The sequence below is a fragment of the Pseudomonas syringae group sp. 243L2 genome (genome assembly GCF_032587875.1).
GTDB classification, from domain to species: Bacteria; Pseudomonadota; Gammaproteobacteria; order Pseudomonadales; family Pseudomonadaceae; genus Aquipseudomonas; species Aquipseudomonas amygdali.
In genome coordinates this window covers 432,627-454,885 of record NZ_JAWHPL010000040.1, presented here as the reverse complement: position 1 = coordinate 454,885, position 22,259 = coordinate 432,627, and the positions used below count along the sequence as shown (strand labels likewise).

Annotated in this window: 12 protein-coding genes; 3 read left to right on the top strand and 9 right to left on the bottom strand. The window is 59.0% G+C overall.

Going from position 1 to position 22,259, the window contains the following annotated elements; all coding sequences use genetic code 11:
* Positions 1-183: 183 nt before the first annotated feature.
* Genes RYB66_RS25115 through RYB66_RS25105 form a run of 3 tightly spaced genes read left to right on the top strand, consistent with a single transcriptional unit; the run spans position 184 to position 3,873 of the window.
* On the top strand, positions 184-1,533 hold the full coding sequence (locus RYB66_RS25115) for a GntP family permease (RefSeq protein ID WP_002551666.1): 1,350 nt from the start codon (positions 184-186) through the stop codon (positions 1,531-1,533).
* Entirely contained in the window at positions 1,534-2,394 is an 861-nt protein-coding gene (locus RYB66_RS25110; protein WP_005743109.1) for a MurR/RpiR family transcriptional regulator, read from the top strand.
* Positions 2,395-2,397: 3 nt separating this feature from the next.
* Complete coding sequence (locus tag RYB66_RS25105) at positions 2,398-3,873, top strand: N-acyl-D-amino-acid deacylase family protein (RefSeq protein ID WP_005778697.1); 1,476 nt, start codon at positions 2,398-2,400, stop codon at positions 3,871-3,873.
* Positions 3,874-3,933: 60 nt separating this feature from the next.
* Here the strand turns inward: RYB66_RS25105 and hemE are convergent, their stop codons facing one another.
* The 9 genes from hemE to pilQ form a co-directional block, all read right to left on the bottom strand.
* Positions 3,934-4,998 (bottom strand): uroporphyrinogen decarboxylase, encoded by a 1,065-nt coding sequence (hemE, locus tag RYB66_RS25100; protein WP_005731000.1) that lies wholly within the window; start codon positions 4,996-4,998, stop codon positions 3,934-3,936.
* Between the two features lie 142 nt (positions 4,999-5,140).
* Positions 5,141-8,353: a dermonecrotic toxin domain-containing protein gene (locus RYB66_RS25095; RefSeq protein ID WP_005778695.1), complete on the bottom strand. Its 3,213-nt coding sequence runs from the start codon at positions 8,351-8,353 to the stop codon at positions 5,141-5,143.
* Between the two features lie 328 nt (positions 8,354-8,681).
* Entirely contained in the window at positions 8,682-10,229 is a 1,548-nt protein-coding gene (locus RYB66_RS25090) for an amidase family protein (protein ID WP_316895753.1), read from the bottom strand.
* A 165-nt stretch (positions 10,230-10,394) separates the two neighbouring features.
* A complete protein-coding gene (locus RYB66_RS25085) occupies positions 10,395-11,813 on the bottom strand; it encodes an FAD-dependent oxidoreductase (protein WP_002551661.1) in 1,419 nt (472 codons plus the stop codon).
* Between the two features lie 122 nt (positions 11,814-11,935).
* Positions 11,936-16,381: a glutamate synthase large subunit gene (gltB, locus tag RYB66_RS25080; protein ID WP_004667265.1), complete on the bottom strand. Its 4,446-nt coding sequence runs from the start codon at positions 16,379-16,381 to the stop codon at positions 11,936-11,938.
* Between the two features lie 360 nt (positions 16,382-16,741).
* Positions 16,742-18,361 (bottom strand): SPOR domain-containing protein, encoded by a 1,620-nt coding sequence (locus RYB66_RS25075; protein ID WP_005778690.1) that lies wholly within the window; start codon positions 18,359-18,361, stop codon positions 16,742-16,744.
* Positions 18,362-18,371: 10 nt separating this feature from the next.
* A complete protein-coding gene (aroB, locus tag RYB66_RS25070) occupies positions 18,372-19,475 on the bottom strand; it encodes a 3-dehydroquinate synthase (protein WP_002551658.1) in 1,104 nt (367 codons plus the stop codon).
* A gap of 115 nt (positions 19,476-19,590) precedes the next feature.
* On the bottom strand, positions 19,591-20,109 hold the full coding sequence (aroK, locus tag RYB66_RS25065; protein ID WP_002551657.1) for a shikimate kinase AroK: 519 nt from the start codon (positions 20,107-20,109) through the stop codon (positions 19,591-19,593).
* Between the two features lie 4 nt (positions 20,110-20,113).
* On the bottom strand, positions 20,114-22,219 hold the full coding sequence (gene pilQ / locus RYB66_RS25060) for a type IV pilus secretin PilQ (RefSeq protein WP_005743117.1): 2,106 nt from the start codon (positions 22,217-22,219) through the stop codon (positions 20,114-20,116).
* Positions 22,220-22,259: the final 40 nt, after the last annotated feature.

Here is a 22,259-nt window from a genome sequence, read left to right as displayed (position 1 = left end):
GTGTAATTTATTTTCATCACGAAAACAGAGATAAAAATAATGAATACCTGTGATCGCCTCGAAACCTGCTTCACTCCTTTTCCTGCGTCATCCCTGCCGAGTACTCCCGAGTCGCCTTCCGGCTGACGGCTTCAGCCGTCGGTATTGCGCCCTCGCCTACCCATTCTGCAAGGAACCGCCGCTATGTCGCCGTCACCCGGTATTTCGCTGTTGGTCTACGCCGCTGTCGCCATCATTGCCTTGATCGTGCTGATTGCGCGCTATCGCCTCAATCCGTTTATTGTCATTACGCTGGTGTCGGTCGGTCTGGCGCTGGTTGCCGGGATGCCGGCCAGTGGCGTGGTCGCCTCCTACGAAGCGGGAGTGGGCAAAACGCTGGGGCATATCGCGCTGGTCGTCGCGCTGGGCACCATGCTCGGCAAAATGATGGCCGAGTCCGGTGGTGCCGAGCAGGTAGCGCGCACTTTGATTGACCGCTTTGGCGAGCGCAACGCGCACTGGGCCATGGTCTGCATTGCGTTTCTGGTGGGTTTGCCGCTGTTTTTCGAAGTGGGTTTCGTTCTGCTGGTGCCGATTGCCTTTACTGTGGCCCGACGTGTCGGGGTGTCGATCCTGATGGTAGGCCTGCCGATGGTCGCCGGTCTGTCGGTGGTGCACGCGTTGGTGCCGCCACACCCTGCGGCAATGCTCGCCGTTCAGGCTTATCAGGCGTCGGTAGGGCAAACGCTGTTCTATGCCATTCTGATCGGCATCCCTACGGCCATTATCGCCGGTCCGGTGTATGCCAAATTCATCGTGCCGCGTATCCATCTACCGGCTGAAAACCCGTTGGCGAAGCAGTTTCTCGACCGCGAACCAAGAGCAAAACTGCCCAGTTTCGGCCTGACCATGGCAACCATTCTGCTGCCGGTGGTGCTGATGTTGCTGGGTGGCTGGGCCAACCTGATCAGCACACCGGGCAGCGCGTTTAATGGCTTTTTGCTGTTCATCGGCAACTCGGTGATCGCCCTGCTGCTGGCCACCCTGCTGAGTTTCTGGACGCTGGGCATCGCTCAGGGTTTCAATCGCGACTCGATCCTGAAATTCACCAATGAGTGCCTGGCACCGACCGCCAGCATCACGTTGCTGGTCGGTGCCGGTGGCGGTTTGAACCGTATTCTGGTCGACAGCGGCGTCACCAACCAGATCGTTGGTCTGGCGCAGGACTTTCATCTCTCGCCTTTGCTGATGGGCTGGCTGTTCGCGGCGCTGATGCGTGTTGCGACAGGCTCGGCAACGGTGGCTATGACCACCGCATCGGGGATCGTTGCACCAGTGGCGATGGGCCTGGGTTACCCGCACCCCGAGTTGCTGGTGCTGGCGACAGGCGCAGGCTCGGTGATCTTTTCCCACGTCAACGACGGCGGTTTCTGGCTTATCAAGGAATATTTCAACATGACTGTAACGCAAACCTTCAAGACCTGGACGGTACTGGAGACACTGATTTCCATCGTCGCTTTCGCCTTGACGCTGGGCCTGGCGCAGGTGCTTTGAGTGGACATTCTGTACCAGATACGTGCCCGTCAGGATTCACTCAGCGCGGGAGAAGGCCGGATCGCCAGGCTGGTGCTCAGCGATATCGCCTTTGCCGCAAGTGCCAGTCTGGACGAGCTGGCCAGCCGCGCCGGGGTCAGCAGCGCGACGCTGTCACGCTTCGCTCGCAGCATCGGTTGTCGGGACCTGCGCGACTTGCGCCTGCAACTGGCTCAGGCGAGCGGCGTGGGCAGTCGTTTTCTCAACCCTGAGCCGGCCCCGGAGCAGTCGGCCTTTTTCACCCGGATTGTCGGTGACATAGAGGCCACTCTGCACCAGCACCTGGCCGGGTTTGATGAGTCGCGCTTTGCCGCAGCCGTAGCGTGCCTCAGCGATGCACGCATGATTCATGCGTTCGGCATGGGCGGTTGCTCCAGCCTGTGCAGCGAGGAGCTGCAAACCCGGTTGGTGCGTCTGGGCTACCCGGTGGCGGCCTGCCGCGACCCGGTGATGATGCGCATGATTGCGGCCACGCTTGGTCCGCAACACAGCCTGATTGTCTGCTCGCTCAGCGGACGCACGCCGGAACTGCTCGACGCAGTAACCCTGGCGCGTAGCTATGGCGCGCGCGTGCTGGCCATTACCTTGCCTGACTCCCCTCTGGCGCAACTGGCCGAGGTGGTGTTGCCGTTGCAAATTGCTGAGACCAATTTCATTTATAAACCCACCGCCGCGCGCTACGGCATGCTGCTGACCATTGATGTGCTGGCCACTGAACTGGCGTTGCTGAGCCCTGAAGACAATCAGGAACGGCTGCGTCGGATCAAGCTTGCACTGGATGAATACCGTGGTGGCGAAGACGGCCTGCCGTTGGGAGACTGAAGCATGATTTACGACCTGATCATCCGCGATGCGCTAGTCATCGATGGCAGCGATACGCCCGGAGTGCGCGCCGATGTAGCGATTAGCGACGGGCGCATCCAGCGCATCGGCAACCTGATCGATGCCACTGCGCAGGAAGAGGTCAACGCTGCCGGTCGTGTGCTGGCCCCCGGCTTTATCGACGTCCACACCCATGACGACACGGTAGTGATTCGCAAGCCCGACATGCTGCCCAAGATCAGCCAGGGCGTAACCACGGTTATCGTCGGCAATTGCGGGATCAGCGCATCACCGGTCTCGCTGCGCGGCAATCCGCCAGACCCCATGAACCTGCTGGGCGACGCGGCAGCGTTTGTCTATCCGCGCTTCGCCGACTACCGCGCAGCCGTGGATAACGCCCGGCCCGCCGTGAACGTGGCCGCTTTGATTGGCCATACGGCGCTGCGCAGCAATCACATGGATGATTTGTTTCGCAGCGCCAGCCGGGAAGAGATTGACGCGATGCGCGAGCAGTTGCGCGACAGCCTCGAAGCCGGCGCGCTGGGTTTGTCGACCGGCCTTGCTTACGCTTCGGCCTTCTCGGCCGAGACCAGCGAAGTCAAGCAGCTGGCTGAAGAGCTCAGCGCTTTTGGCGCGATCTACACCACCCACTTGCGCAGCGAATTCGAGCCGGTGCTGGAGGCGATGGCGGAGGCCTTCGACATAGGCCGCCATGCGCGCTCGCCAGTGGTGATTTCCCACATGAAATGCGCTGGCGCGGGTAACTGGGGCCGCAGCCCGCAACTGCTGGCGGCCCTGGAAAAAGCTGCGCAGGACCATCCGGTCGGTTGCGATTGTTACCCTTATGCAGCCAGCTCTTCGACGCTGGACCTGAAGCAGGTCACCGATGCATTCCGTATCACCATCACCTGGTCAACGCCGCACCCGGATCAGGGCAGCCGGGATCTACAGGACATTGCCGCCGACTGGGGGCTGTCATTGCTGGACACCGCACGCAAGTTGCAGCCTGCGGGTGCGGTGTACTACGGCATGGATGAGGGCGACGTCGAGCGCATCATGTCTCACCCGCTGTCGATGATCGGCTCCGATGGCCTTCCGGAAGATCCGTTCCCCCATCCGCGCTTATGGGGCGCATTCCCCAGAGTGCTCGGCCATTTCAGCCGCGACAAAGGGTTGTTTGCGTTGCACACCGCCGTACACAAAATGACCGGGCTGTCGGCAGCGCGCTTTGCCTTGCACGAGCGCGGCTTTATCCGCGAGGGCTATTGGGCAGACCTGGTGCTGTTCAATCCGCAAACCGTGCGCGATGTGGCGGATTTTAAAGACCCTCAGCGAGCGGCGCAGGGCATTGACGGCGTCTGGGTCAACGGCCGCTTGAGCTATGCCGAAGGCAAGCCGCAAGGCGAGCACCAGGGCAGGTTCCTGCCGCGCAGCGGTTCGCTGCTGGAGGGTTTTACAGATGGAAAAGCGCCGACGTAATCGTCGGCGCTGAAAAGAGCCGATGCGCCCTGATGTATCGACGCATCGTCAGCCGGACAATTACTGGTGATACTGCGCCGACAACTCATGTACTGCGTTGATGAACGCACCAGCATTGGCCGGGTCGACTTCAGGGGTGATGCCGTGGCCGAGGTTGAAGACGTGGCCAGTGCCGCTGCCGTAGCTGGCGAGGATGCGTGCGACTTCCTGGCGGATGGCTTCCGGGCGGGCGTAAAGCACGGTCGGGTCCATGTTGCCCTGCAACGAAACCTTGCTGCCGACGCGCTGACGCGCTTCGCCGATGTCGCAGGTCCAGTCCAGGCCCAGAGTATCGGCGCCGATGTCGGCGATGCTTTCCAGCCACAGACCGCCGCCTTTGGTGAACACGATGACCGGCACCTTGCGCCCATCGTGCTCGCGAATCAGGCCGTTGACGATCTTGCGCATGTAAGCCAGCGAGAATTCCTGATACGCCGCCGAAGACAGGCTACCGCCCCAGCTGTCGAATATCTGCACCGCCTGGGCGCCCGCGAGAATCTGGCCATTCAGGTAGGACGTGACTGACTGCGCCAGCTTGTCGAGCAGCAGGTGCATGGCTTGCGGGTTGTCGTAGAGCATGGCCTTGGATTTACGGAAGTCCTTCGAGGAGCCGCCTTCGACCATATAGGTCGCCAGGGTCCAAGGGCTGCCGGCAAAGCCGATCAGCGGCACACGGCCGTTGAGTTCGCGACGGATGGTGCTGACCGCGTCCATCACATAGCCCAGGTCCTTCTGTGCATCCGGGATGGGCAGTGCTTCGATATCAGCCAGCGTGCTGACGGTTTTCTTGAAACGCGGACCTTCGCCGGTCTCGAAGTACAGGCCCAGGCCCATTGCGTCGGGAATGGTCAGGATGTCGGAGAACAGAATCGCCGCATCCAGCGGGTAGCGATCCAGCGGCTGCAGCGTGACTTCACAGGCGAACTGCGGGTTCTTGCACAAGCTCATGAAGTCCCCGGCACTGGCGCGGCTGGCGCGGTATTCAGGCAGGTAACGGCCTGCCTGGCGCATCATCCATACCGGCGTGACATCTACGGGTTGCTTAAGCAAAGCGCGAAGGAAACGGTCGTTCTTCAGGGCAGTCATGTCGGCATCCGCAATAAAAGTGCCGGCATTTTCTCAGAGCGCGACGCAAAAGGCACGGCAAGAGCCGTGCCTTTTGTCTATCGTGCCGATTTGCCGTGCGAATACAGCTCCGCGCCCGGCGTAAGACTGGGGCGGGCCTGCGCTATTTGTGGGGATCTATGACGTCAAACGCCTTGATAACGCTTTTTTCAGCCCGGGCAAGTATCAGGCGCCAGGCACCTCTGCCGGTGCTCCTGCCAATACCGGGAAGGTCCAGCGAGAACTGGCTTTTACCATACTTGTGCAGACTGCCATTGCCATCCAGCACATATCTATCAACTGCTTTTTTGACAGCAGCTTCAAGGTCATCGTTAGGGAGGTCATTTTCCGCATGCCTGAAACGCCGACTTTCAAAAAAGCCATCGATGTCCACTTTGTATCTTTTTATCCGATTGCTATCCGAGGAATCGCCATCACTCCCCGAGCCGTTCGATGGTCTGCCTTTTAATCGTTTGTTGCCGCCGCGCAACCCTGCCGACGCATGTACCCAGACCCCTTGCCTATCAAGTTGAATCGGCAATTGATAATGCGCATCTGGCCGCCGGGGATCGATCACCCTCCATGCTGCGAAATCGGCATCGTATCTGACGGCATAGGTCTTACCTTGTTGCACAGCATAAAAGCGGCTTGGCGCACCTTCCTGGGTCTTTTCATAAACGCCGTTGTCGAGCTGTTTCAATCCACCGGGTGTTTTTGCCACTGCTGTTTTCGGATCAAGGACAGAACGGCCGATTGATGTGGTCGACGATGTCTGAACCCTTCGTGCTCTGGGCAGCGTCAAACCATCAGCCAGCAGCAACGCCGCCTGGACAAAATACAAGGGGGCACCTTGCTCTTCACCGCCAGCTTTTGCGACGCCCTGCCAGATGGCATAAAAGCTGCGCAATGCTGCAATCGGCAGCCTTACCTTGAAAGGCGCGAAGGTGAGCACGATGTCGCCAACGACTTTGGTGATTTCCCAGGCACTTTCCCAATAGATTTCCCAGTTGGTTTTGGTCTGTTCATTCACAGCAGAAATCACCCTCCCGACTTCAGAGTCATAGACTGCCTCAAGAAAACTTCCAGTGCAGGGCTGCAGTTCCATGAACAGCGTTTCACGGCGGACGGTCAGAATATGCCTGACATCGTCCTGGGAGGCCAAAGGCGCCCTGCCCACCAGATAGTCCAGTAAATCCGGTTCAAGCAGTATCCGCTGCTGAAACTCCTGCGGATCGCTCATTTCCCGGAAGCATATTCCGTCAGGAGCCTGCGGGGTAAAAACCACAAAAGCGGCGACGCTGGAGCGCGACTCTGCGCCGATCACCAGTACGCCGCTCAATGACACGTCATTGATGGATAACTGGCTGACCTGAATGCGATGCCCCTCCACCGTTGCACGGTCATCACTGTCAATTGGGTGATCAAGTACGGCAGCAACCCATTTGTAGCCCCTGCTCGCCAGCTCGGGAGGAAGTCCGCCATCGCCCAAAAAGTCACCCGCCATCTTCGCCTCTATCACGTCGAGGCGCATTTGCGCGCGCATGACACGTGCATAACGTTCACGGTGCCATTGCCCTGCCGCCGACGTGGACAGTACTGTGCGGAGGTATCTTGAATAATCTTCGCCAATGTTCAGATCACGAATCAGGCCGAACAGATAACCGGCGTTGAGGAAACTGACCAGTTGCCCTTGATCGTCAAACGCGCGGCTGGTGAGCAGAAAGTTGATATTGGTGAGTGCAATGTTTTCCAGCGACAGATCTGTAAGGCTGCGCTTATGCGTTTCATAATGCGGCTCCAGTTCTGAAGGGCCGATATATTCGTAATCGGTATCAATAATAATGCCTGGATCAATCTCGATGCTGACGGTATGCACGCTGATATGGTCAGGATCCACTGCAATACCGTGGTCGAGCAAAATCCGTTCCTGCAGCTTTTGCCGCGCATATTTGCGCAATTGGTCGGGCTGTCCGTAGCCGGAAGGATCCAGCAGGTCAGGTGCCTGAGCTTCGAGCAAGGCTTGGCTGTAGTCCTGCACCGCCATTTTCCAGCTTTGTTTTTCGGCAGCCGTCGCGTTCGCGAACCAATCAGGCAGAAACCCGCTTTCGATTTCGGTTGGTTTGCCGGGGTCGAACCAGCCGCGATTTTCCTCGATCGCGTGCTGGGTCAGAACATCGCGAAAGCCCTGTACGTCCTGCTCGAATTGCATACCCAGCGATGACCGCTCGTCAGCCTTCAATTGCGAACTGATTGCCAGATAGAAGCTGTCGGTGCCCTGTTTGAATGAAGTTATCTCACCGTTGCCGGTGTCCTTTGCGCTGTAATTTCCGTAGTTGTCATGCAGCAGAATAATACGGTTATCGTCAGTATCTGCCGGGGCGTAATTGCTCGCACCAGCGTCGAAGATCAACACGTCCCAGCCCGATTCGGCCGCCAGTAATTTGCGGACGATACTGCGGGCCAGCTCATCCGTGTACGAATTGAAGCTTCGCGTTCGCGACAGCCCGTCGATAGCCAGACTGTTGCTCCACTCATCCAGCGAAATATTCATTGCTTCGCCAAATGCGTCCGGCAGAACAAGATTATTCAGGAAATCGGCCTCTTCCTGTTCTGTCAGCGGCATCTGCTGCAACAGCTCTTCGAGACGTCCTGCAGGAACCTCGGGGCATAAGGCGCACAGCGCGCTAAGGGCCGGAGACAGCGGCGTCTGCTGACGAACCCACAGAGGCAGGAAAGGATTGCGCGCGCGGGTATCCAGTTGGCCCTTTGAGGTGCCTTCATCAGCTGCCACCAGCGCATCGAACAACAGCGGTCTCTGGTCTTTTGCCAACCCCGCTATTTGCTCACGCAGGGTAACGATTCGCCCGGCATCACTGCTACTGCCCGGAAAGTTACCCCCCATTCCAACGCTGGAACCTGCCGGCAACTGACTGAACACCCAGCGCAGTAACGGCTCGTCATCGGCGACCTGAACATTGTCCGGGACGATGTAAGCGTCGACATTTTGCGTCAGGACAATGCTGTCCTGAACTACGCTTTCATCACTGCTTTTCAGAAAGACCGCGAGTACTTCATCGTTTTCGTTGTGAATCCTGATGGACAGGTCTGCTGGCCAGTCTGGCAACTGAACCAGCAAGGAGAACAGCGCGTCTTCACCGTCTTCAGGAAAAAAATCCTTTTCTGTAAAGCGCTCGACGAACTGGTCGATTATCCGGTCCGCGCGTTCTCGGGTCCGGTGTTCGCGCACGGCAACCGTGCTGGGCGTGAACCTGTCCGGCCCGAGAGATTTCTGCTCATTGGATCGAGCAAGTTTGCCCATGGGTGCTGCTTTCAACATGGCTATTTCCTTATAGCGACATGGATGGCGGGAGTATCTAAGGCGATGAACTCCCCAAAAGGATCAGGAGCCTAAACCTTTTTAAGAGCAGGTACAGAGGGCGGAAAACAGCTGTAAACAATCGCTTGTCGCAGACGCCGGAACAGGCCTTGATCGGGACCTGGACAAGAGGGTTGAAACCTTGATGCGCCGCCTCTGGCGGGGCGACGCAACTTAATGAAAGGCGGTTGTAATTCCGGGACCGGATTATTTCAAAACGTCACAAAACCGTTTTCCGACGCCCGTCCCTGACATCCAGGCCTGGCCTGCACCAGACAGGGATAGGGAATCAATCAGCCTGGCTAATACCCGAATGAACCGAAGCTGCCGATGTTGCAAGCGCCTGTTCGAGTGCGTAGGCATAGCTCAGCAAAGCACCTTCATCCCAGGCAGTGGAAAGAAAATACAACCCTCTTGGCAGGCCATTCTCTTCGAGCCCGACAGGCACGGTTATTCCCGGATAACCGGCGATAGCGCCAACCGCTTTGAAAGAAACCTCTGACCAGTCAATGAGCACGTCGAGCGAGTGTTGCTGCAAGAGCCCATCGATCAATTGTCGATGAGCAGCACGCAAGCTGGTTGCAATCGACAGGTAATCCTCCTGATCTACAGACACGCTGGAGGAGTCAATCAATAAATCCTGATCATAAGCTTGCGCCCCAGGAAACGCGGTGTTGAATGCAATGATGTCATCCAGCGTGCTGACACCCAGCCCGGTGCGTGTGCTCAAGTAAGCGTTAAGCTCGCGCTTGAAATCATGCAGCAGCATTAAATACTCTGAAGTGCTATCAATCGACGGAACATCGACGGGAACCAGTATCGCCCCGGCAGCACTCAGACGACTCTTCACCTTTTGGAATTCTGGATCGTCATCCATTGGCATGCCGTCATGGGTGTGGTTTGGATAGCCCAGGCGCTTGCCGCTCAAGGCGTCCGTTCTGAGGTGGTCGACATAGTTCACTACATCGGTGGAGGCTCGGGCGGTGGCTTCGTCGAGAGGGTCGTTGCCGCTCATCGCCGTCAGCAGGATCGCGGTATCCGTGACCGTTCGCGCCATTGGGCCGGGGGTGTCCTGACGACTGGAGAGCGGAATCATACCGGTACGACTAAGCAGACCCAGCGTAGGCCTAAGCCCTATGATGCCACTCGTGGCGGCAGGTTGAATGATCGAGCCATTGGTCTCGGTGCCTACCGCCAAAGGTGAAAATCCAGCTGCAAGACCCACTGCCGAACCTGAGCTGGAGCCAAGCGGATCAGCGCTCAGGTCATAGGGATGACGCGTCTGCCCGCCTCGGCTGCTCCAGCCGCTAGGTACCTCGTACCCACGGAAATGCGCCCATTCGCTGAGATTGGCCTTGCCGATAATGATCGCGCCGGCATCGCGAAGCCGCTGAACCACAAAAGCATCGCGTGGAGCAGGCAATCCGACCATTGAGAGAGCGCCCGCAGTGGTCTGCATCTGATCGCCCGTATCAAGATTGTCTTTTACCAGTATGGGGATGCCATGCAGCGGCCCACGTTTCTCCCCGCGAGAACGCTCCCCGTCCATTTGCGCGGCTATCTGCAGAGCGTCGGGGTTGATTTCAATGACAGCGTTGAGCGCCGGGCCATTTTTGTTCAGCACTTCGATGCGCTGAAGCAAGTCTGTCACCAGCCCGACAGAGGTCAGGTTGCCTGCACTCATGCGTCGCTGAAGCTCGACACTGGATTCAAAATAAACGGCTTTGTTTTCGATGATCGAACCGAAAACGGGTCCATCGAAGTTGGCGGGTGTCTGGCTGGCAAATGCAAAGGGCGCTATCGAGAGCGCGAGGCAGAAACCAAACTGATTTTTCATGATGTCCTTCCCTGGTTGATAAAACGCTCGTCTTGAGCGAGTTACACCCAGCTTAGGAAGGAGGTGGCAGAGGGGATGTCAGAAAAGTCGGTAAATCACCCGTGATGGGTAGACGCCTGTTGTCAGAGCGCGCCTCAGTAACGGCGCGCTCTGGCAACACAAGGCTCAGACGCCCAGATAATCCAGAATCCCTTCAGCCGCATTACGGCCTTCGAAGATAGCGGTCACCACCAGGTCAGAGCCGCGCACCATGTCGCCACCGGCGAAGATCTTCGGGTTGCTGGTCTGGTGCTTGTACTGTGCTTGTTCCGGGGCCACGACACGGCCCTGGCTGTCAGTACTGATCGTGAACTGCTCGAACCATGGCGCAGGGCTTGGGCGGAAGCCGAATGCGATGACCACGGCTTCTGCCGGGATGATCTCTTCGGAACCCGGAATCGGCTCCGGGCTGCGACGACCACGAGCATCGGGCTCGCCGAGACGCGTCTCGACCACCTTCACGCCTTCGACCTTGCCATCGCCCACGATGGCGATAGGCTGACGGTTGTAGAGAAACTTCACGCCTTCTTCCTTGGCGTTCTTCACTTCCTTGCGCGAGCCTGGCATGTTCTCTTCGTCGCGACGATAAGCGCACGTCACCGACTTGGCACCCTGACGGATCGAGGTGCGGTTGCAGTCCATCGCCGTGTCGCCACCGCCCAGAACCACGACACGCTTGCCTTTCATGTCGACAAAATCTTCCGGGGCCTTTTCAAAGCCCAGGTTGCGGTTGACGTTGGCGATCAGGAAGTCGAGCGCATCGTGCACGCCCGGCAGATCCTCACCGGGGAAGCCGCCTTTCATGTAGGTGTAGGTGCCCATGCCCATGAATACAGCATCGTATTCTTCGAGCAGTTGATCGATGGTGACGTCCTTGCCGACTTCGGTGTTGAGCCGGAACTCGATGCCCATGCCGGTGAACACTTCACGGCGATGGCTGAGTACGGATTTTTCCAGCTTGAACTCGGGGATGCCGAAGGTCAGCAGACCACCGATTTCCGGATTCTTGTCGAACACCACCGGCGTCACGCCGCCACGCACCAGCACGTCGGCACAGCCCAGGCCTGCAGGCCCTGCACCAATGATGGCGACGCGTTTGCCGGTTGGCACGACTCTGGACATGTCCGGACGCCAGCCCATAGCAAACGCGGTGTCGGTGATGTACTTCTCGACCGAACCGATGGTGACCGCGCCGAAACCGTCGTTCAGTGTGCAGGCACCTTCACACAGGCGATCCTGCGGGCACACGCGGCCGCAGACTTCCGGCAGAGTGTTGGTCTGATGAGACAACTCCGCCGCCGCGAGAATATTGCCCTCGGCGACCAGCTTGAGCCAGTTGGGAATGAAGTTGTGCACCGGGCACTTCCACTCGCAATACGGGTTGCCGCAACCCAGGCAGCGATGCGCCTGATCGGCGGACTGCTGGGGCTTGAACGGTTCGTAGATTTCCACGAACTCCTTCTTGCGTTGACGCAGCAGTTTCTTCTTCGGGTCTTTACGTCCGACGTCGATGAACTGGAAGTCGTTACTGAGACGTTCAGCCATTCTCTGGAGCCTCTTTACGGCAGCTTCAGGTTACAAGCCTGAAGCTGCAAAAAATCGTGATCGCAGGCAATTAGCGCACTGCCGTTGGCTTGCGGTTTGAAGCTCACCGCTAGCAGCTGCTTTTATTGCGGATTCGCCCGAGTGCTGGAGAGCAGCGATTTCAGGTTGGCAGCCTTGGGCTTGACCAGCCAGAAACGACGCAGGTAGTCGTCCAGGTTTTCCGCAAGATTACGGCCCCATTCGCTGTCGGTTTCAGCCACGTACTCGTTGAGAACGCTCTGCAAGTGTGTGCGATAGGCTTCCATCGACTCGCCGCTGATGCGCTGGATCTCGACCAGCTCATGGTTGACGAGGTCAACGAAGGTGTTGTCCTGGTCGAGCACGTAAGCGAAACCGCCCGTCATACCAGAACCGAAGTTGTAGCCGGTCTTGCCCAGTACGCAGACGAAACCACCGGTCATGTATTCGCAGCAGTGATCACCAGTGCCTTCCACAACGGTGTGGGCACCCGAGTTACGCACCGCGAAACGCTCGCCCGCCGTGCCCGCCGCAAACAGCTTGCCGCCGGTTGCGCCGTACAGGCAGGTGTTGCCGATGATCGCGCTCTCGTTGGTCTTGAACGGGCTGCCCTTGGGCGGCACGATCACCAGCTTGCCAGCGGTCATGCCCTTGCCGACGTAGTCGTTGGCATCGCCTTCCAGATACATGTTCAGGCCACCGGCGTTCCACACTCCGAAGCTCTGACCGGCAGTGCCTTTGAAGCGGAAAGTGATCGGTGCCTTGTTCATGCCCTGGTTGCCGTGCAATCGGGCGATTTCGCCGGAAATCCGTGCGCCAATGGAACGGTCGCAGTTACAGATGTCCAGTTCATACTCGCCACCGCTGAGCGATTCAATGGCCGGTTTGGCCATCTCCACCATCTGCTCGGCCAACAGACCCTTGTCGAACGGCGGGTTGCGATCCACCAGGCTGAACTGAGGCTTGTCAGCCGGAATGTGGTCGCTGCCCAGCAACGGTGTCAGGTCCAGATGCTGCTGCTTCTCGGTTTCGCCCGGCAGGATATCCAGCAGGTCGGTACGGCCGATCAGTTCTTCCAGCGTGCGAACGCCCAGCTTGGCCAGCCACTCACGGGTTTCTTCAGCCACGTAGGTGAAGAAGTTGATCACCATATCGACGGTGCCGATGTAGTGGTCCTTGCGCAGCTTTTCGTTCTGCGTCGCAACGCCGGTAGCGCAGTTGTTCAGGTGGCAGATACGCAGGTATTTGCAGCCCAGCGCGATCATCGGCGCGGTGCCGAAACCGAAGCTTTCAGCACCGAGAATGGCCGCTTTGATCACGTCCAGTCCGGTTTTCAGGCCACCGTCGGTCTGCACCCGGACCTTGCCGCGCAGGTCGTTGCCGCGCAGGGTCTGGTGAGTTTCGGCCAGACCCAGCTCCCACGGCGCGCCAGCGTACTTGATCGAGGTCAGCGGCGATGCACCGGTGCCGCCGTCGTAACCAGAAATGGTGATCAGGTCGGCATAGGCCTTGGCCACGCCAGCGGCAATGGTGCCAACGCCTGCTTCTGCCACCAGCTTGACCGAAACCAGCGCTGCCGGGTTGACCTGTTTCAGGTCAAAAATCAGCTGCGACAAGTCTTCGATGGAATAGATGTCGTGGTGCGGCGGCGGCGAAATCAGCGTCACGCCCGGTACGGCATAGCGCAGCTTGGCGATCAAGCCATTGACCTTGCCACCCGGCAGCTGCCCGCCCTCGCCCGGCTTGGCACCCTGTGCAACCTTGATTTGCAGCACATCGGCGTTGACCAGGTATTCTGGCGTGACACCAAAGCGGCCCGTGGCGATCTGCTTGATCTTGGAGCTGCGGATGGTGCCGTAACGCGCCGGATCTTCGCCACCTTCACCGGAGTTGGAACGCGCGCCCAGGCGGTTCATTGCCTCAGCCAGCGCTTCGTGAGCCTCCGGCGACAAGGCACCCAGAGAAATACCGGCCGAATCGAAGCGCTTGAGGATTTCGCTCAGCGGCTCGATTTCGTCGATGTTCAGCGGCTGGTCAAGCGTCTTGACCTGCAGCAGGTCGCGAATCATCGACACCGGACGCTGGTCTACCAGCGAGGTGTATTCCTTGAACTTGCTGTAGTCGCCCTGCTGCACGGCGGCTTGCAGGGTGCTGACCACGTCCGGGTTGTAGGCATGGTATTCGCCACCAAACACGAACTTGAGCAGACCGCCTTGCTGGATCGGCTTGCGCGTGCTCCAGGCTTCGGCTGCCAGCGCTTTCTGTTCGGCTTCAATATCGACGAAACGCGCGCCTTTCAGGCGGCTCGGCACACCGCGGAAACTGGTGTCGCAAACTTCCTCGGACAGACCGATGGCTTCAAACAACTGCGCGCCACGGTAGGACGCAACGGTCGAGATACCCATCTTCGAGAGGATCTTGAGCAGACCCTTGGTGATGCCTTTGCGGTAGTTCTTGAAGACTTCGTACAGATCGCCCAGCACTTCGCCAGTACGGATCAGATCGCCCAGCACTTCATAGGCCAGGAACGGATAGACCGCCGACGCGCCGAAGCCGATCAACACCGCGAAATGGTGCGGGTCACGCGCGGTTGCGGTTTCGACCAGGATGTTGCTGTCGCAGCGCAGGCCCTGTTCGGTCAGACGGTGGTGAACCGCGCCGACCGCCAGCGAAGCATGCACCGGCAGTTTGCCCGGTGCGATGTGTCGGTCGCTCAGCACGATCAGGGTACGACCGGCACGCACGGCCTCTTCGGCCTGATCGGCAACGCTGCGCACAGCGGCTTCAAGACCCAGGCTTTCATCGTAGTTCAGGTCAATGATGTGGCGTTCGAAGCCCGGACGCTCCAGGTTCATCAGCGAACGCCATTTGGCTGGCGAAATGACCGGCGAACTGAGGATTACGCGTGAGGCGTGCTCTGGCGATTCCTGGAAGATATTGCGCTCGGCACCGAGGCAGATTTCCAGCGACATGACGATGGCTTCACGCAGCGGGTCGATCGGCGGGTTGGTCACCTGCGCGAACTGCTGGCGGAAGTAATCGTAGGGCGAACGCACACGACGCGACAACACCGCCATCGGTGTGTCGTCACCCATCGAGCCCACAGCTTCCTGGCCCTGTTCACCCAGCGGGCGCAGCACCTGATCGCGTTCTTCGAACGTGACCTGATACATCTTCATGTACTGCTTGAGCTGCTCGCTGTCGTAAAAAGCCGAGCCGTGGTCGTTGTCTTCCATGGTGGCCTGAATGCGCAGGGCATTCTTGCGCAGCCATTGCTTGTACGGATGACGCGACTTGAGACGGTTGTCGATGGCGTCGGTGTCGAGGATCTGACCGGTTTCAGTGTCCACGGCAAAGATCTGCCCAGGACCGACGCGGCCCTTGGCGATAACGTCTTCAGGCTTGTAGTCCCACACGCCGATTTCCGACGCCAGGGTGATGTAGCCGTTCTTGGTCGTGACCCAGCGCGCCGGGCGCAGGCCATTGCGGTCGAGCAGGCAGACGGCATGACGACCTTCGGTCATCACGATGCCGGCCGGGCCGTCCCACGGTTCCATGTGCATGGAGTTGTATTCATAGAAGGCGCGTAGATCCGGGTCCATGGTCTCGACGTTCTGCCACGCAGGCGGAATGATCATGCGCACGCCACGGAACAGGTCGATGCCGCCGGTCACCATCAGCTCAAGCATGTTGTCCATGCTCGATGAGTCCGAACCCACGCGGTTGACCAGCGGGCCCAGCTCGTCCAGATCCATCAGGTCGTTGGTGAACTTGGTGCGGCGCGCCTGTGCCCAGTTGCGGTTGCCGGTGATGGTGTTGATCTCGCCGTTGTGGGCAAGAAACCGGAACGGCTGCGCCAGCGGCCATTTCGGCAGGGTATTGGTGGAAAAGCGCTGGTGGAACACGCAAATGGCAGTCTGCAGACGCTCGTCGCTCAGGTCCGGGAAGAAGGCCGTGAGATCGGCCGGCATCATCAGGCCTTTATAAATGATGGTCTTGTGCGAAAAGCTGCAGATGTAATGATCGGTATCTGCGGCGTTGGACACTGACGAACGGCGGCGCGCGCTGAACAGTTTGATGGCGAATTCCTGATCGCTCAGGCCTTCACCACCAATGTACACCTGCTCGATTTTCGGCAGGCGCTCCAGTGCCAGACGGCCCAGGACGCTGGTATCGATCGGCACCTGACGCCAGCCGACCAGTTCCAGGCCCTCGGCGAGGATCTCGCGGTTCATGTTTTCGCGTGCGGCGTCCGCCTTGGCGTCGTCCTGATTAAGGAACACCATGCCCACAGCATATTGGCGGGGCAGATCGGCACCGAAGTGCTCTTTGGCCATCGCACGCAAGAAGCCATCGGGCTTCTGAATCAACAGACCGCAACCGTCACCGGTCTTGCCGTCGGCGTTGATACCGCCACGGTGGGTCATGCAGGTCAGGGCCTGAACGGCCGTCTGCAACAGGTGATGACTGGGCTCGCCCTGCATATGAGCGATCAGGCCGAAGCCGCAGTTATCCTTGAATTCATCTGGTTGGTACAGACCTGCTTTCATAGACACTTTCTCACCAGGCTGCCTCTATGCGAGGCAAATTTCCTTTTAATTCAACCAATTACCTGTCACGCCGAACGTACGCCAGCTTCGGACAGGCAAAACGGAGGTCATTGTACACAGCGACACAAGGGCTAACAAATTTAACGACGACTGGTTGATAATCAATGTCGCAATTATGAAAGTTTTAAAACGGGTCGCTGTGCTAGTCAAAGCATTTCTTCAAGTATCTGACTGACGCGACGGGAGACTGTAAAGCGCTTGTAACGCAGACGCCGCAAGGCGCGCACCAATCAGGTGGCGCGCTTTGCGGGTTAAGTCAGGCTGGCTGGGTGAAGCGGCCCGGATAAGGCCGCTGCGACTTCAGCGACTGGCACCAAGCTCTTGTTGGACGCTGGCGACAGTACGGGGCCAAGGTTTACCAGCCTGAACCTTGGCTGGCAATACCTTGATGGCTGCCAGGGCGGCAGCACGGTCAGGAAAGTTGCCATACGTGATGACGTACAGCGGCTTGCCCTGCAGGGTTTTCTTGAAATAACGGTACTCGCCACCTTGCTCTGCGATGTAGGCCTGAGCGGTCGCTTCGGAGCTGGTGCCCAGAATCTGTACCACATAATGGCCTGGCGCCTGACTGCTGTACCAATTGCTACCGGCAGCCGGTTTGGCGGCTGCTGGCGCAGGTTTTTCCGCAGGCTTGGCAGCCGGGGCCGGAGCTGGCTTGGCTGTGGCGACCTGAGCAGGCGCAGGTGCAGGCGCTGGCGCTGGCTTGGCGGCTGGGGCAGGAATAGACGAGCGTGGCGTCTGGGCAGCAGCCTGACCGGCAGGCACGCCCGCAGGCGGCGCAGTGGTGGTCACGGTCGGCGGCTGGGCAGGCGAACCTGTCGGAACCGCGTCTTCGTCGGAATCACTCGACCCGGCCGCTTCTGCCAGCGGGCCGCGCATCACCGGTTGCGAGTTGCCATTCATCGGCAGCGGCATCGGCTGGGAATTGCCCGCGAACTCGATGGCCGGGCTACCGTTGTTCGATTGCTGAGCAGTTGGCTTGCCCTCGCCCAGCGGCAATTGCGCCTGAGCAGAAGCAGGGGCATTGGCTGGCGTGCCCGTTTTGTCACCGCGACCCGGGATCAGCACTGCTGCTGCCACGGCCACTATGACGACGGCACCCAAGGCCAATACGTGTTTTTTCGGCATGTTGAACCCCACACTTGGACGCTTGACCGCGGAACGACTCGCGATCATCGCCTCGATCATTGAATCGCGGGCTACCTGGTTGATTGCCCCAGGCCAGCCATCGGACTGTTCATGAATATCGGTGATCTGGTCGGCAGTGAACAACGCGATTCCTTGCCCTGCACCCTCCAGACGCTGAGCCAGATACTCTCGGGTTTCCTCTTCCGTATAGGGTTGCAGCTCGATGACGTGAAAGCGTTCGCCTTCGACATCGCCCTGCAGGTCGGCACACATCTGATCGAGACGATCGAGCAGCGATGGCTCTCCGAACAGGAATACATGCGGACGCCCTTCAGGCGTTCCCGCAGCAAGACCCAGCAACGCTTCGAGCGCCGAATCGCCCAGTTGTTCCGCGTCGTCAACCAGCAAGTAGACTTCCTGGCCGGTCAGCCCGAGCTGCACGACCTGCGACAGGATCGCCTGCATTTCAGCCTGGGCAACGCTCAGCGCCTGGGCAACCTGCTGCAGCACACCTGCCGCATCGCCAGCGCCGCGTGCAGAAACCACAACGCTTTGCACCGACTGCTTGTTGGTGCTTGCTACCAGCGCCTGACGCAGCAGGGTCTTGCCGCTGCCCTGCGGCCCGGTCACTGCCAGCAACAACTGGCTGTAACGCGCCAGATGATGAAGCTGACCCAGTACAGGCTTGCGCTGGGCAGGAAAGAATTTGAAGCCAGGTACCCGCGCTGCAAAGGGGTCATGACTCAACTGATAATGGCCGAGGAAGGCCTCGTCGGCATGCAAACTAGTCATGGGTTTTCCGTTAACCTCTAAGCTGATCCACCAGGGCGCGATAGTCCGCAACCAGAGTGGCCTGTAATACTTCTTTTGGATAATCGTCCGTGATAACCGCTTCACCCATCTGGCGCAACAGCACCAGACGCAAGCGACCGTCGATGACTTTCTTGTCGATCGCCATGTGTTCGAGGAAATTGTCTTCCGTCATGTCCTGTGGTGGCACCACAGGCAGCCCGGCGCGCTGAAACAGGCGAATACCGCGATCCCGATCCTGCGTGCTGATCCAGCCCAGACGCGAGGACATTTCCAGCGCCATGACCGTACCGGCAGCTACTGCCTCGCCATGCAGCCAGACACCATAGCCCATATGCGTCTCGATGGCGTGACCGAATGTGTGACCCAGGTTCAATGTGGCGCGGACACCGGACTCACGCTCGTCGGCGCCGACCACCAGCGCCTTGGCTGCACAGGAGCGTTCGATGGCCACGGTCAGCGCCGCCTGATCCAGTCCGCGCAGCGCGTCGACGTGCTCTTCAAGCCAGGTCAGAAACGGCTCGTCGCAGATCAGGCCGTACTTGATGACCTCTGCCAGCCCGGCGGACAGCTCACGCTCGGGCAGGGTATTGAGCGAGGTGGTATCGATCAGCACGACGCTTGGCTGATAGAAGGCCCCCACCATGTTCTTGCCCAGCGGATGATTGATGCCGGTCTTGCCGCCCACCGAGGAGTCCACTTGGGACAGCAACGTGGTGGGGATCTGGATGAAATTTACGCCGCGCTGATAACAGGCGGCAGCGAACCCGGCCATGTCGCCAATCACACCGCCACCCAGGGCGATGACCGTGGTGCGGCGATCATGACGAGCGGTCAGCAGGCCATCGAAAATGGTCTGCAGGGTTTCCCAGTTCTTGAACGCCTCGCCATCGGGCAGAACAATCGGAAGAACGTTGTAACCGGCCAGGGTCTGCGTCAGACGCTCCAGATACAGCGGTGCCACTGTCGTGTTGGAAACGATAGCCACCTGACGCCCGACGATATGCGGGGTCAGGAGCTCTGGCTGATCCAGCAGGCCTTCGCCAATATGGATCGGGTAGCTACGCTCACCAAGCTCGACCTTAAGTGTCTGCATGTGTCCCCACATTGATTACCGGTTGGACGGTTTGTGCTTCAGCAGGTCATGACGCAAGGCCATGCACCGTCGCTGTTTTGCTGGTCGACGAGAATAGCGCATTTTCGCCTGCGCTTTAACGGGGAGGAAGCTCTGCAAGGCGCGCCAATATCTCGAGAACCACCATTCGGGGTGGCCGCTCATCGGTTTCAATCACCACGTCGGCGATTTCCCGATAAAGCGGGTCGCGGATAGCCAGCAATTCACTGAGCACCCGGGCCGGATCAGCGGTACGCAACAAAGGACGATTTCGGTCACGCGCGGTGCGCCCGACCTGCTGTTCTATGGAAGCATGCAGATACACCACGCGCCCACCGGCACGCAACGCCTGACGGTTTTCACCGCGCATGACCGCACCGCCACCGGTGGCCAGAACCAGGCCATCGGCTTCGCACAGCTCGGCAATCATGGCCTGCTCGCGCTCACGGAAACCCGGCTCGCCTTCCTTGTCGAAGATCCACGGGATATTGGCGCCCGTGCGCAACTCGATTTCCTTGTCGGAATCCTTGAACGGCAGTCGCAACTCTTTGGCAAGCAAACGGCCGATGGTGCTTTTGCCAGCACCCATCGGCCCCACAAGTATTAAATTTCGCACAAAATCAACGACTCACAGAAATCGCCTGGTTGTTCATGATACGCGGAGTCAAAAATACCAACAGCTCGGATTTGGACTCGGATACCACATCGCGCCTGAAAAGCCGGCCAAGATACGGTACATCGCCAAGAAATGGCACTTTATCGACAACTTTACTTTGCGTATTTGAGAACACACCACCAATGACGATGGTTTCGCCATCGGAAATCAGCACTTTGGCGTTGACCTCGTTTTTCTTGATCGGTGGTACACCAAGCACCGCATTCAGGTAGTCCGGCTCATCCTTGGTGACCTTGACCTCCATGATGATGCGGTTATCCGGGGTGATCTGTGGCGTTACCTCAAGCGACAGCGAGGCCTCCTTGAAGCTCACAGTGGTTGCACCGCTGGAGCTGGATTCCTGATACGGAATCTCGGTGCCCTTGAGGATCTTGGCGGTTTCCTTGTCGGAAGTGACTACCTTGGGCTGGGAGACGATTTCACCGTTGCCGGTCTTCTCCATCGCGCTCAGTTCAAGGTCCAGCAACGTATTGTTGGTGACGAAGCCCAGGCCAATGCCGGAGGTTGCGCCAGATGCGCCCATATCGACAAACGGCACGTTGGAGGTCACGTTGCTGCCAGTGTTACCTGCCTCATCGCCATTATTATCAAGGCCATAGGTTGTCCATTTTCCATTGCCGCTGGTGTTGGTCGAGCCGCCCCAGCGCACACCCAGTTGCTTGTTGTAATCGACGTTGGCCTCGACGATGCGCGCCTCGATCATCACTTGACGCACCGGAATGTCAAGTTGCGAGACGATGCGACGCAGTTCGTCGAGCCGGTCCTGGGTCTGATAGGCAATGATGTTGTTGGTCCGGTCGTCCACAGTGATCGAGCCACGCTCGTCGGTCTTGGACTCCGCGCTGGTCACCGACTGGAACAGCTTGGCGATATCGGCAGCCTTGGCGTAATTGACCTGCAACAATTCACGACGCAGGGGCGCCAGCTCGGCGATCTGCTTGAGCGATTCAAGCTCCTGACGCTCGCGGGCAGCAATTTCATCGGCGGGCGCGACCAGCAGAACGCTGCCGACCTTGCGCTTGTCCAGGCCCTTGGTTTTCAGCACCAGGTCCAGCGCCTGATCCCATGGCACGTTCTGCAGACGCAGAGTAATACCGCCCTGAACCGTGTCGCTGGCTACCAGATTGAGGTTGGTGAAGTCGGCAATCAGTTGCAGCACCGAGCGTACGTCGATGTCCTGGAAGTTCAGCGACAGCTTTTCACCGGTGTACACCGGTTTGTCAGCGGCGCGGCGGTCCAGATCCTCATTGGTCAACGGCCGCACACTGATGGTCAGCTTGTTTTCGGTCTGAAACGCCGAGTAGTCGAAGGCACCCGACGGCTCGATCAGGATACTGGCCTTGTCGCCCGTAGCCGACGCACTGACAAACTGCACCGGCGTGGCGAAGTCCTTGACGTCCAGCCGCACGCGCAGCGGTTCGGGCAGTTGGGTCTTGGCGAAGTCGACACGGATCTTGCCGCCCTGCTCCTGAATATCCGGGGCAATGCCGGGGTTGCTCAAGTCTATGATCACATTGCCTTCACCCAGCTCGCCGCGCTGGAAATCGACATTCCTGATGGCCTTGACGCCCGCAGGGATAAACGGTTTGGCAGATGCCGGAGTGGGTGGCGGCACCGCTACCCGTTGCGCGCCCATCGCGGTGGTTGGCTGGGAAGCCTGCGCAGCGGCTGCGCCCTGACCGATAACCACGTAAAGGTTGTTACCGTCGACGCGGGAGCTGTAGGGCGAAAGCGTGGTCAGGTTAATGATTACCCGCGTGCGGTCCTGAGCCTGTACAACGACCACGCTGCGTGCGTTACCGTTACCGAGTTCACGGCTTTTGGTCGCCAACTGACTGGTCACGCCCGGCAGGTCCAGCGCAATACGCGCAGGTTGCGCCGTGGTGTAACCGCGCGGCGCAGGCACCGGCGAGTCGAATGCCAGCTTGAGCTCGATGCGATCACCCGGCAGGGCGGCGACATCCAGGGTCTTGAGGTTGGCAGCCTGGAGAACCGGCGAAAGCATCGCGATGCATAACGACACGCCGATAATCGAGAAAATCCGGGTCATGATCAATTTCCGTTGAGCGCTACTGTGCATACTTGGCCTT